This is a genomic window from Chitinophagales bacterium, from assembly GCA_041392475.1.
Lineage (GTDB): Bacteria > Bacteroidota > Bacteroidia > Chitinophagales > UBA2359 > JAUHXA01.
Window position 1 is genome coordinate 1191084 of record JAWKLZ010000003.1, and the last position, 12254, is coordinate 1203337.

At 40.8% G+C, this 12254-nt stretch carries 10 protein-coding genes; 4 read left to right on the top strand and 6 right to left on the bottom strand.

Features of this window, described 5'->3' with window-relative positions; all coding sequences use genetic code 11:
- Positions 1-221: 221 nt before the first annotated feature.
- The 3 genes from R3E32_27510 to acs all read left to right on the top strand — a co-directional run bounded on the left by R3E32_27510 (position 222) and on the right by acs (position 4145).
- On the top strand, positions 222-581 hold the full coding sequence (locus R3E32_27510) for a helix-turn-helix domain-containing protein (GenBank protein MEZ4888505.1): 360 nt from the start codon (positions 222-224) through the stop codon (positions 579-581).
- 213 nt (positions 582-794) lie between these two features.
- Positions 795-2159: an NAD-dependent succinate-semialdehyde dehydrogenase gene (locus tag R3E32_27515; GenBank protein MEZ4888506.1), complete on the top strand. Its 1365-nt coding sequence runs from the start codon at positions 795-797 to the stop codon at positions 2157-2159.
- A gap of 84 nt (positions 2160-2243) precedes the next feature.
- Positions 2244-4145, top strand: coding sequence for an acetate--CoA ligase (acs, locus tag R3E32_27520; protein ID MEZ4888507.1), 1902 nt, complete (start codon positions 2244-2246; stop codon positions 4143-4145).
- Between the two features lie 37 nt (positions 4146-4182).
- On the opposite strand, the gene R3E32_27525 is transcribed toward acs, so the two are convergent.
- Positions 4183-4305: a hypothetical protein gene (locus tag R3E32_27525; protein ID MEZ4888508.1), complete on the bottom strand. Its 123-nt coding sequence runs from the start codon at positions 4303-4305 to the stop codon at positions 4183-4185.
- A 112-nt stretch (positions 4306-4417) separates the two neighbouring features.
- Between R3E32_27525 and R3E32_27530 the strand changes: the two genes are divergently transcribed.
- A complete protein-coding gene (locus R3E32_27530; protein ID MEZ4888509.1) occupies positions 4418-5236 on the top strand; it encodes a PepSY domain-containing protein in 819 nt (272 codons plus the stop codon).
- A gap of 13 nt (positions 5237-5249) precedes the next feature.
- Here the strand turns inward: R3E32_27530 and R3E32_27535 are convergent, their stop codons facing one another.
- From R3E32_27535 to R3E32_27555, 5 genes are all read right to left on the bottom strand, one after another.
- The gene (locus R3E32_27535; protein ID MEZ4888510.1) at positions 5250-7148 is read right to left on the bottom strand and encodes a propionyl-CoA synthetase; all 1899 of its coding nucleotides are present in this window, start codon (positions 7146-7148) and stop codon (positions 5250-5252) included.
- 244 nt (positions 7149-7392) lie between these two features.
- Positions 7393-7770, bottom strand: a complete 378-nt coding sequence (locus R3E32_27540; GenBank protein ID MEZ4888511.1) for a response regulator — start codon at positions 7768-7770, stop codon at positions 7393-7395.
- A gap of 86 nt (positions 7771-7856) precedes the next feature.
- Positions 7857-8549 carry a 3'-5' exonuclease gene (locus R3E32_27545; GenBank protein MEZ4888512.1) on the bottom strand — a complete coding sequence of 231 codons (693 nt, stop codon included), beginning with the start codon at positions 8547-8549 and terminating at the stop codon, positions 7857-7859.
- A gap of 33 nt (positions 8550-8582) precedes the next feature.
- Positions 8583-10199: an AAA family ATPase gene (locus R3E32_27550; protein ID MEZ4888513.1), complete on the bottom strand. Its 1617-nt coding sequence runs from the start codon at positions 10197-10199 to the stop codon at positions 8583-8585.
- 61 nt (positions 10200-10260) lie between these two features.
- Positions 10261-12243, bottom strand: a complete 1983-nt coding sequence (locus R3E32_27555) for a DUF294 nucleotidyltransferase-like domain-containing protein (protein ID MEZ4888514.1) — start codon at positions 12241-12243, stop codon at positions 10261-10263.
- Between the last annotated feature and the right edge of the window lie 11 nt (positions 12244-12254).

The following is a 12254-nucleotide window of genomic DNA, read 5'->3' on the forward strand; positions in this document are numbered from 1 at the left end:
AATTAATTGACAGTCAGTTATTTATGTAAACGAGTAAAGGTTTTGATTATCAATTCTTTATATCTCGCATCTTGCTTCCTACTTCTTTCATCCAAAGTCCAAAATATTTTGTTGTAAGTTTTGACAAATTTAAAGGATATACCTACCTTTAACAATATACTGACCAATTTGTATGATACTCACTTTTTAGAAAGTATATTGACAATCAAAATATTAAACTAATGCCTGATTTTATTTACGATGGAAAAATGTATTACAATCCCGTAGAGTTTGCGATGGACAGATTGGGTGGCACATGGAAAATGCCAATTTTATGGCGACTCAAAGACAAAATTTACCGATATAGTGAATTGAAGCGTTCTATCGCCCACATTTCGGATAAGATGCTTACCACTCAATTGAGGCAACTGGAAAAGGACGGTTTTATTCACCGAAAAGTATATGCAGTCGTCCCTCCAAAAACTGAATACAGCATCACTCCAAAAGGATTGTTGAGTATTCCGATAGTAGAAACCATTCGCAATTTTGGAATACAATTGATGGAGATAGAAGGCATTGACATAGAGCATTATGAGAATTAATTCGCATCATTGGAATGAAAAAGGCATGATGTGATCTTTCTATAAAATCTTACCGTTTCTTAATCAAAATGTAGGTTTTCACGTTGTTAACAGTGAATTGATAGTGCTGTGTTCACATTAAATTGATAGGTTGCCTGTTCAAATCAGCAGACCAAATTTGACGAAACACTAGCTACAAATCCTATTAACTCTAATCAAAATCCGAATAAATATATGTCAACCAAAATCTTCAAAAGCATCAACCCCTACAACCTTGTTACCATTGCAGAATACGAAGAACTAAATGATCAACAAATTCAAAACAAACTGCAAAAAGCAGATGAAGCTTACAAGCATTGGTCTCGAACGAGTTTTGAGAACAGGGGAGAAAGAATGCTCAAGATAGCTAAACTACTCAAGAGCGAAACCGATAGATACGCCCGAACCATCACCGCCGAAATGGGAAAACCCATCACTCAAGCTCGCGCCGAAATCGAAAAATGTGCTTGGGTTTGTGAGTATTACGCCAAAAATGCAGAGAAATTTTTGAAGGACAAACACATCCAAACAGATGCAAGTGAAAGTTGGGTGAGCTACGAATCAATTGGCTGCGTGATGGCAATCATGCCGTGGAATTATCCTTTTTGGCAGTTTTTTAGATACGCCGCTCCGACCATCATGGCAGGAAATGTGGGGATTCTCAAACATGCTTCCAACGTTTTTGGCTGTGCTATACAGATGGAAGAAATCTTTTTGGAAGCGGATTTTCCAGAAGGCGTTTTTCAAAATTTAACCATTTCAAGCGATAAAGTTGCAGGTATTTTGGAGGACAAGCGGGTGAAAGCTGTCACGCTGACGGGTAGTGAGGGCGCAGGTTCGGCTGTTGCTTCAAAGGCTGGAAAACACATCAAAAAATCGGTTTTGGAATTAGGCGGAAGCAATGCCTTTGTAGTGTTGGACGATGCAGATATTGACCAAGCCGTTGAAGTAGGTTATTGGGCGAGGCTTCAAAATACAGGCCAAAGCTGCATTGCTGCAAAGCGTTTTATACTACAAGAAGGTATTGCAGAAGAATTTATGGAAGGCTTCAAAACCAAATTTGAAGCAATGCAAGTGGGCAATCCCATTGAAGAAGATACCAAAATTGGCCCAATGGCTCGTGCTGACCTTGCGGAAGAATTGGAGGAACAAATGCAAAAATCCATTGACAAAGGAGCAAAAGTCTTGGTAGGCGGGAATAGAACAGATGCCAAATTTACCCCAACGATTCTCACCAACGTCAAAAAAGGAATGCCCGCCTTCAATGAAGAACTCTTTGGTCCTGTAGCTTCTGTATTCACCGTCAAAACCGACGAAGAAGCAGTCAACTTGGCAAATGCTACCAATTTTGGATTGGGGGATAGTCTATGTACCAGCAATATGGAACGTGCCAAAAAGTTGATTCCACACTTTGAAGGTGGTGCTGTATTCGTCAATGAATTGGTCAAATCCGACCCTCGTTTGCCTTTTGGCGGCACAAAAATTTCTGGCTATGGAAGGGAGTTGTCGGAAAATGGAATCATGGAGTTTGTGAACAAAAAGACGGTTTACATCAAGTAACAAGCATTTGAGATTGTTTTTCCTTTCATTTTTTTCTTTAATTTTGGGGTGATAGAAATAATAATATCCTACAAAACAAACAATATGTCACACAAAATAACTTCTTGGGAACAATACCAAACCGACTACAAGCGCAGTGTAGAAGACCCCGAAGGCTTCTGGGCAGATATTGCAGAGAGTTTTCAATGGCACAAAAAATGGGATAAGGTATTGGATTGGAACTTCAAAGAACCAAATGTCAAATGGTTTGAAGGAGGAAAATTGAACATTACCGAAAACTGTATAGACCGTCACCTCGAAACCCGTAGCGACAAAGTAGCGATTCTATGGGAACCCAATGAACCTACCGATGAGGTGCGAACTTTTACTTACAAAGAACTGCACAGCGAAGTCTGTAAGTTTTCCAATGTGTTGAAAAACAATGGAGTCAAAAAAGGCGACCGAATTTGTTTGTATATGCCGATGGTTCCTGAGTTGGCGATTGCAGTGTTGGCATGTGCAAGGGTAGGGGCGATTCACTCCGTAGTTTTTGCAGGTTTTTCGGCGCAAGCATTGGCGGACAGAATCAACGATGCGACCTGCAATGTGCTTTTGACCGCAGATGGTTCTTATAGAGGCAACAAAACCGTTGATTTGAAAGGCATTGCAGATGAGGCTTTGGAGCAGTGTCCTACGATTGAAACGAGTATTGTGTATCAAAGAATCAACAGCGATGTGGTGATGAAAGAAGGGCGGGACAAATGGTGGCACGAAGAAATGGCGAAAGTGGACGACAATTGCCCCGCCGAAATCATGGATGCCGAAGACATGCTGTTTATTCTATATACTTCTGGCTCAACGGGTAAGCCCAAAGGTGTGGTGCATACTACGGCAGGCTATATGGTTTACACTTATTACAGTTTCCTCAATGTATTTCAATACGAGGAAAATGATGTGTATTGGTGTACGGCAGATATTGGTTGGATTACAGGACATTCCTACATCGTGTATGGCCCTTTGGCGGCTGGTGCAACAACGGTGATGTTTGAAGGGATTCCGACCTATCCCGATGCAGGGCGTTTTTGGGCGGTAGTGGACAAGCACAAGGTGAATCAATTTTATACGGCTCCAACTGCCATTCGTGCATTGATGGCGCAGGGTTTGAAGTATGTTGAACCGTATGGTTTGGACAGTTTGAAGGTGTTGGGTACGGTGGGTGAACCGATTAATGAGGAGGCTTGGCACTGGTATTACGACCACATTGGCAAGAAAAAATGCCCCTTAGTGGATACTTGGTGGCAAACCGAAACGGGTGGTATTCAGATTACTGCAATTCCAAACGTAACCAAATTGAAGCCAACTTATGCTTCGCTTCCTCTGCCTGGTATTCAACCTTGTTTGGTGGATAAAGACGGCAATGAGATTGAAGAAAATGGAGTGGAAGGTTTGCTGTGTACAAAATTTCCGTGGCCTTCCATTCTTCGCACGACTTATGGCGATGATGAGCGTTGCAGAATTACTTATTTTTCCCATTTTGAAGACAAGTATTTTACGGGTGATGGTGCACGCCGAGATGAAAATGGTTTTTATAGAATTATTGGTCGGGTGGACGATGTCATCAATGTATCCGGTCATAGAATGGGTACGGCGGAGGTTGAAAATGCCATCAATGAACATCCGAATGTGGTGGAATCGGCTGTGGTGGGTTATCCGCACGACATAAAAGGCCAGGGGATTTATGCCTATATCATTGTAGATAAAGCGGTGGAGGATACGGCTGCTTTTACCAAAGAAATACGAGATGTGGTGACAAAAGAGATTGGCCCTATTGCGAAACCTGATAAAGTTTTGGTAGTAAGCGGTTTGCCTAAGACTCGCTCGGGTAAAATCATGCGCCGAATTTTGCGGAAGATTGCAAGTGGCGATGCTTCTAATTTGGGTGATACTTCTACTTTGCTGGATCCGAGTGTGGTGGAGGAGATTAAGAAAGGCGCTGGATTGGAGTAGTTTTAAAACCGAAATTCAAGCTGAGACTACTAAAGTCTTAGAGACTTTTGTAGTCTGTTTTAAATAATTGTAGTGGAGGTGTTTCATTGGAGGATGGAACACCTTTTTTTAACACACCTTCCTCACTATAAGACAATATTTCGCCATTTCCGTCCACCATGCAATTCGCAATTTTGGTGAGTGAAAAGTTCCATTTTGGGCTTGTGAATAGTGGTTTTTCTTTTTAGTATATTTGTAGGGCATCAAAATTTGAGTGTGTTAAATCATTCATTATGAAAAAGTTCGTATTCATTTTACTCTGTTTATTTGTAGCATTATCAACCATGATGCTCAGTTGTACAAGTCCGAAATGGAAATGGGAAGGCTCTGTTTATCCTCCAATTGTTGAAGCCATCAAAAAGACAAAAGGCAAAACGGGCAAAAAGATGATGGAAAAAAGGAATGCCTACATCAAAGAACTAAAAATAACCGATATAGCAGAGATTTCTACAAGTTCTGGACACTTCAGTTATCAATTCAAACAAGGACTTACAAGAGTTCTCCCTCACTTCAATACCGATAGTTTGTTTACTAATTACAGACACCTACTTGGTTTGAGAGGAATTGACAGTATGGCGATAGTTAGAGAATTTGATGAATATAAAGGGAAAGGAAAAATAGCCCATTACCATCAGTATTATAAAGGGCTATTGGTAGAAGATGCTTTCCTTAAAATAGAACATACAAACAAGGCTATAAAAACGGTAAGTGGGAACTTGATACTCAATATTGACATGGAGGTTAACCCACAGATTAGCAAAGAAGAAGCCATCGAAATAGCCATGAAAAGTTTTCCCGATTCGGTTGTCTTTCCGTGGGAAAAGTGGGATTTTTCTACCACCCAATTGTCATCAACAGATAGTTTATCATTCTTTCCCAGTGCAAAGTTGCTGCTTGTTGGTGGTCGTTATGGCAATCCTCAATTGGCTTATGAAGTCAATCTAACTACTTCTGAACCCTATGATGCTTTTTCCATTTATATAAATGCGGAATCACCTCCATATAACATCGTCAAAAAGATATCAAACATGAATTACCTGTCAGATAATTGAAGTAGATCCAATATCACCCAAAAACTCCAATCCTTCTGCCTTTCATCACCTCCACCATTTCGGCCAATACATCGGGATTCTCAATCGTAGAAGGCATTTGGTATTCCTTGCCATCCGCAATATGGCGCATGATTTTTCGGAGAATCTTTCCCGACCTTGTTTTCGGCAAACGCTCCGCAATCGCCACCTGTTTGAAGCACGCAACCGCACCTACCTCTTGTCGAACCATTTGCACCAATTCCGCCTGCAATTCGTCCTCCGAAATCGTCACCCCTTGCTTCAAAACCACAAAACCCACAGGCACTTGCCCTCGCAATTCATCTGCAATACCCGTCACGGCACATTCCGCCACTGCAGGATGTGAAGCCACAACTTCCTCCATATCTGCCGTCGACAATCGGTGTCCAGCCACATTGATTACATCATCCATTCGACCCGTTATAAACACATATCCATCTTCGTCCTTATAGCCACCATCACCCGAAAAATAATAACCTTCAAAAGGCATCAAATAACTCTCTATAAATCGCTCATCGTCTTTCCAAAGCGTCGGCAAACAGCTTGGAGGAAGCGGCAATTTGATGACCACACTGCCTTCTTCATTGGCATCTGCTTCGGTATCATCCGCCCTTAAAATTCGCACATCGTAGCCACAAACGGGTTTTGTAGCCGAGCCAGGTTTGGTTTCATGCAAAGGATAACCTGCCATATTTGCCAACATTGCCCACCCCGACTCGGTCTGCCACCAATGGTCTATTACAGGAATGCCCAATAAATCCTCTGCCCAGTTGTAGGTCGCCACATCACAACGTTCGCCCGCCAAGAACAAATATTGAAGGGAAGAAATATCGTATTTTTTCAACAATTCGCCTTCCGAATCTTCTTTTTTGATGGCACGAATTGCAGTGGGTGCGGTAAACAAAGTTTTCACGCCATGCTCTGCAATCAACCGCCAAAAAATACCTGCATCAGGCGTTTTAATGGGTTTTCCTTCAAACAAAATCGTGGTGCATCCGTGAATCAAAGGCGCATACACAATGTAGGAATGTCCAACGACCCAACCCACATCCGAAGCTGCCCAATATACATCTCCCGAAGCCACGCCATACACTTCTTCCATGCTGTATTTCATCGCTACAGCATGACCACCATTGTCACGCACAATTCCCTTGGGCTTGCCAGTCGTGCCAGAAGTATAGAGTATGTAAAGTGGATCGGTTGCATCTACAGGCACACAATCCGTAGGTTCTGCACTTGCCATCAATTCATCCCAATCCAAATCTCTCCCTTCTTGCATTTGCGCTTCCATATCAGGGCGTTGATAAACGACTACATGGTTTGGTTGGTGAGTTGCTTGTTTGATGGCAGCGTCAATGATGGGTTTGTAGTGGATTTTTTTACTCACTTCAATCCCTCCACTTGCGGCTAAAATCAGTTTGGGTTGAGCATCGTCTATCCGAATCGCCAACTCTCTTGCTGCAAAACCGCCAAACACAACAGAATGAATCGCTCCAATCCTTGCACAAGCCAACATCGCTACAACCGTTTGAGGAATCATCGGCATGTAAACAACCACTCTGTCGCCTTTCTCTACTCCCAATCTCTTCAATACCCCTGCAAATAAAGCTACCTCATCTCGCAATTCTCGGTAGGTGATTTTTCGGATAGTATCGGTGACAGGCGAATCGTAAATCACCGCCAACTGCTCTGCCCTTCCATTGGCTACATGATAATCCAATGCCAAATGGCAGGTATTCAATTTTCCGCCTTCAAACCATCGGTACAAACCCAATTCGTTTTGGGTCAGACCTTGTGATGGTGGTGTAAACCATTCTATTTTTTCGGCTTGTTGCAGCCAAAACGTCTCTGGGTTTTCGATACTTTGTTGGTAATCGTTGTTGTAATTCTTCATAATGAACATATTTAAGTAGTTATATACTTGAATGTATTTTGACAAAAAAAATGTATTTCGATGTTTTGAACATGAATTGGTTAAGAAAAAGAATCTTGTGCAACCTAATTTGGACAAGCCATAACCAATATTCTGCCAAGAAAAACACGAATATTATCATAAGTTACTAAGAATTTCGTCCATCAAACGAGGAAAATTCCTTTCTGGAATCCATTCATACTCAAAGCTTGCAAAACAATTCCTCTCAAATCGAAATATGTTCCAGCATATCATTTACTTGCTCGACCAAATCTCTGGTTGAAAAGGGCTTGGTGATATACATATCCGCTCCTTTCGCATAACCTTTCACCTTGTCTTCCTGCCTACCTTTCGCAGTCAGGTAAATGATGCACACCTCATCCCATTCCGAATTTTCACGGATTCGCTTTGATACTTCAAAGCCATCCATCACTGGCATCATCACATCTAGCAGAACCAAATTTGGAACATTGACCTCTATTTTCTGCAAGGCTTCAACGCCATTTTGAGCAACATCTACTTCATAGCCATTCTGTTGTAGCAAGAATTGAAGTGAAGTAACAATATTAGGCTCATCATCGACGATTAATATTTTTTTATTCATAGTTGTTTGTAATCTTTTCGTTGTTGTTTGAGGCAGCACTAATATAGGGAAAATCGTTTGAAATTTTGTAGTTTCTCTTGACGAATTTATCGCAATAAATCTTTTAAGGTGTAAATGCCATTTTTCTGCAATAAATGAAGCAACTTCAAAAACAAAACAGCAGTTGTATAGGCATCTCCCCAAGCCGAATGTCGCTCTATTGTTTCGACTTCGTATCGCTCACAAAGTGTATCCAAAGTGTATTTTTTGCGGTCATGCGCTGACAATTCTGCAAAAAGTCCTCGCTCCAATCGAATCGCCAATTTTGCGGTATCTAATTGAGGGTTATAGAGTTGAAACTTGGGGTGAAAAGCGGAAAGGGCTTTGTTCAACATCGCCACATCAAAAGCGGTATGGTGAGCCACAATGATGCTGTTGTCTAAATAGTCCAAAAATTCTTGAAGGGCAGCTTGCTTTTTTGTTCCTTCCTTCAAATCTATCGGACGCAATCCATGTATGGCAATTCCTTTTTTGTCCATTGGTAAATCTTCTTCCTCATACAATACCCACTCCACCGAATCCTTCACCAAAATTGCCTTTCCTTCAACACATGCCGTTCCGATAGAAAGTAGTCGGTCTTTTTGAATGTCCAAGCCTGTTGTTTCGGTATCCAATACCACAAATCGTAGGTTTTCTATGGAGGTATGCTTCAATGGCAGGTTCGATTTTGCATTGAAGTAGGGATTCATCCAATCGGGAGGAAGAGGGGGTTTGGAGAAGATATTTTTGAAAAAAGACATTTGATGATTTTTGATTTTTAGTTAGTACCTCCTCTACTTATGCCTCCTCAGTTCTCCCTCAATCGTTAAAACAGGCTTCTTCAACTCTTCATCTTCTTTTACCAAAAAACCCACTCCAAACAGCCAAATATCCTTGTCCAAACCTTCAAAAGACTCAAAATATTTTTGATTGCTGATTTGATTCATCGCTTGCTTCAACAAATAATCCATCGTTCCCTTTTCACCATACTTGAACTCAATGATATACACTTTGTCATCCATTTCCAATATGCAATCTATACGCCCTTTGTCAGTAGAACCCTCCAAAGTAGAGCGAACACCCAAAAGCGACAATACCAAATAAAACAAACCATGATAGTAGGCTTCACTTGCTTGTTTTCGGTGTTGATAAGGCAATGCACCAAAGAGAGAGCGCAAAATCTCCAAAAAGCTCTCCTTGTCATTGTTCAACAAGGCTCTTTTCAACAAAGTCCCCTTCGACTGAATTACATCTTTACGCTGGGTTGAAAAAGCAGATAAAATAAAGGTATTGAAGGAATGACGAACCTCATAATTGGGATAATTCAAAGTATAAAGTTTATCATCCATTATTTTCTCCAAACTATCAATTGTCAAATAACCAGTTTCATACAATAGCTTTTCTAAAGGAATTTGGTCACTTAAATCATAGCTACTATCCAATGCCACTGTTTCATAATTTTCAAAATCTTCCATTTGTGGAATATTTTCTCGTTCTAAAGCATATTTTTCTTCTATCAATTTTATCAAAATTGTGGGTGTTCCTGTTTCAATCCAATAATTATTAAATTCTTGGTCTTGGAACACATTGACAATCGAATAAGGATTAAAAAGCCTATTTGTACCATCCCACGAATAACCATCGTACCAATAAGTGATTTTCTCCAATAATTCCGCCTCACTTAGTGCCTCTTTTTCAGCAAATTGGCGAATATACGCTCCAAAATATTGCTGTACTTCCTCCATTGTAAAACCCAATATATTCGTAAACTGCGGCTTCAAACTCACATCTTTCATCAGGTTCACAACCGAAAAAATGGACATCTTGGCAAACTTGGAAATGCCTGTTAAGAATACAAATTTGAGTTCATTATTACGGGCTTTCAAGATACTGTAAAAATCTCGAAGGGAGTTTTGGTAATCTTGGGCAGTTTCTAAATCTGTAATATGGCGAGCAATTGGCGCATCGTATTCGTCAATCAAAATAACTATTTCCTTTCCTGTTTTTTCATAAATATCAAGTATTAATTGTCTTATATTGCTTAAATAATGAGAAGACTGCAATTCAATATCATACTGCGTAGCATATCTCTTTAGAAGTTGAGTCATTTGCTGCTCAAAAAGTTCTAGTGATTGGTAGTTCATGTCCCCAAAATCAATCCGAATCACAGGGTACTCCTTCCATTCTATCTTATCTTCAATCCACAAGCCTTTAAACAATTCTTTTTTGCCTTGAAACATCGCTTCTAAAGTACTCAACAACAAAGACTTTCCAAACCTGCGTGGGCGAGATAAAAAGGCATAAGGGCTGTAATTAATCAAATCGTATATTTCTTTGGTTTTATCCACATAGACAAAACCTTCTTCAATTATTTTTTCAAAACTTGACTTAGCTATTGGTAATTTTTTCATCTAATTATGTTTGATATCTTTTGAAGGAAAACATAAGGGAAGATACAAAAGTTTCTGTTTTTCAATAGTAAAGTACTCCAAAGCGATTTTTCACATACAATTGCACGCTCTCCACAACCCCAAAAGCAGCTCTAAGCATTTGGCGTTCAATCTTGTTCAAATCATCTGGCTGAATAAAGCGCCCTGAATCATGGTTTTTGAAGCCATTCAAAGCCCGATAACGCACAAACAATTCATAAGCCATTGCAGCTTCGTCAAATAATTCGGCTCGTTCAGGAATCAAGGACTTCAAACCTTCAAATCGCTTGAAGGTATTGTTTACGTTCACCTGATTTTCTGCCAAAGTAAGCAACCTTGCAGCATCGGTAAGCGGCATCATGCTCCGCAATTTGATGTCAAACAAGTCCTTGTTGTCACCCGATTTTTCGACAATGAAGTTTTTGAAAAAACTCAAAGGAGGTGGATTTTTTAGAGTATTCATCGCTAAGAAATTCAAAAATCCTCCTCGCCCTTCTTCAATTTTTTCAATGATAAATCCCTGTAAATCTTCCGCCAAAGCTATTTCTCCATGTGTTCCTCGCAAATCAAAAAATATAGAACTGTGCATCAACGCCATCGGTTCGGGCACTCCAATCCAATCTGCAAAGTAGTCTTTCCAAATCTTCAAAGGTTGATTCCATTTGGGGTTGCTCGCCATGATTCCCCCTTTGCAAAGCGCAAAACCACAAGCATGAATGATTTCAACGGTATATGCTCCCAACTTCAAAAAATATGCTGCTGCTCTCTCCGCCCATTCTTCTGACGGATTTTCATACACAATGGCATTGTCTTGGTCGGTTCGCAACAATTGTTCGCCCCTTCCTTCGCTCCCCAAAGACAGCCAACAAAACTGCAAAGGCGGACGCTCAACTCCTTCATTTTCCAATCTTTGCAGCGAAAACTCAATGGCTTGGTGAATCATGACATCGTTGATTTCGGTCATGATGTCGGTGACAAACTCAATGCTCACCTCTTGTTTTAAGTAATTGATTATCAATTGTTCGGCACGATTTCTTATCTGCGCCAGCTTGTCAATGCTTCGAGCTTTCAACATTCGCTTTACCAAAATAGCGGGGTCATTGCCGTGTAGCAAGAGAATATCGTGTTCGGAAGCAATGCCCAAAATTGGAGATTCAGAGCTGCCATCTTCTGTCACCACCAAATGCCGCACCTTGTGTTTCATCATCTGGATGATATATTCAGACACGGTAGAATGGGGCAAAATCGTATGCACAGGGCTACTCATGATTTTGGCTATTGGAGCTTGATGGTCAATGTTTCTTGCCGTCACTTTTCGGGTAAAATCAGTATCGGTCACAATGCCAACGGGGTGATTTTGGTCGTTGGTCACGATGGTCGAGCCAATTCTACGTTCCGCCATTTTTTGGGCAACTTCTTGAATGCTTGCAGTAGGGCGGCAAGTAGCGACATCTTCTATAGGATTGACAATCAATATGTCCTCTTGACTCATGAATTGGACGCTTGTATCCCTTTCAAAAAAATACATTTCTTTTCTGCCCTTTTTGGTCTTCGCTTCCTCAACCATATCCTGAAACTCTCCTTCTGCCTCTTCACGAACAACAGGCATTCCCGATGCAAATCCCGAAGCAAAAAACAAAGCAACTCTTGGATATTCCTCCAATAGGCTCAGAAAAACGGCACTTGGAATCGCATACAACAAACTGTCTTCCTCCGCAATCGCTGTTCCCAAATAAGGCTTGTCACTCAATACTGCCCGCACCCCAAAAATATCTCCTTCGTCACACATATCAATGAGTTGTGTGCTGTCTTCAAAGGCTTTCACAATGTCTATTCGCCCTTTGTGCAATACATAGGCAAAGGGATTAATTTCCGCATCTTCTTCAAAAATCGTTTCTTTCTTCCCAAAATACTGTACTTCGACTGATTCTGATACCTTCATCAGTGCCGCTTTTTGGAGGTAGGAAAACGGAGGAAACTTTTTTAGAAAGTCGTAAATTCGAGTTGATATGTGATTGGAGGGCATAGGGTTTTGTT

Excerpts from the sequence above, each read along its gene's own strand:
- R3E32_27545 (MEZ4888512.1), bottom strand. The coding sequence starts at position 8,549 with ATGTCTTTTTTCAAAAATATCTTCTCCAAACCCCCTCTTCCTCCCGAT.
- R3E32_27555 (MEZ4888514.1), bottom strand. The coding sequence starts at position 12,243 with ATGCCCTCCAATCACATATCAACTCGAATTTACGACTTTCTAAAAAAG.
- R3E32_27525 (MEZ4888508.1), bottom strand. The coding sequence starts at position 4,305 with ATGGTGGACGGAAATGGCGAAATATTGTCTTATAGTGAGGAAGGTGTG.
- R3E32_27550 (MEZ4888513.1), bottom strand. The coding sequence starts at position 10,199 with ATGAAAAAATTACCAATAGCTAAGTCAAGTTTTGAAAAAATAATTGAA.
- acs (MEZ4888507.1), top strand. The coding sequence starts at position 2,244 with ATGTCACACAAAATAACTTCTTGGGAACAATACCAAACCGACTACAAG.
- R3E32_27535 (MEZ4888510.1), bottom strand. The coding sequence starts at position 7,148 with ATGAAGAATTACAACAACGATTACCAACAAAGTATCGAAAACCCAGAG.
- R3E32_27510 (MEZ4888505.1), top strand. The coding sequence starts at position 222 with ATGCCTGATTTTATTTACGATGGAAAAATGTATTACAATCCCGTAGAG.
- R3E32_27530 (MEZ4888509.1), top strand. The coding sequence starts at position 4,418 with ATGAAAAAGTTCGTATTCATTTTACTCTGTTTATTTGTAGCATTATCA.
- R3E32_27515 (MEZ4888506.1), top strand. The coding sequence starts at position 795 with ATGTCAACCAAAATCTTCAAAAGCATCAACCCCTACAACCTTGTTACC.
- R3E32_27540 (MEZ4888511.1), bottom strand. The coding sequence starts at position 7,770 with ATGAATAAAAAAATATTAATCGTCGATGATGAGCCTAATATTGTTACT.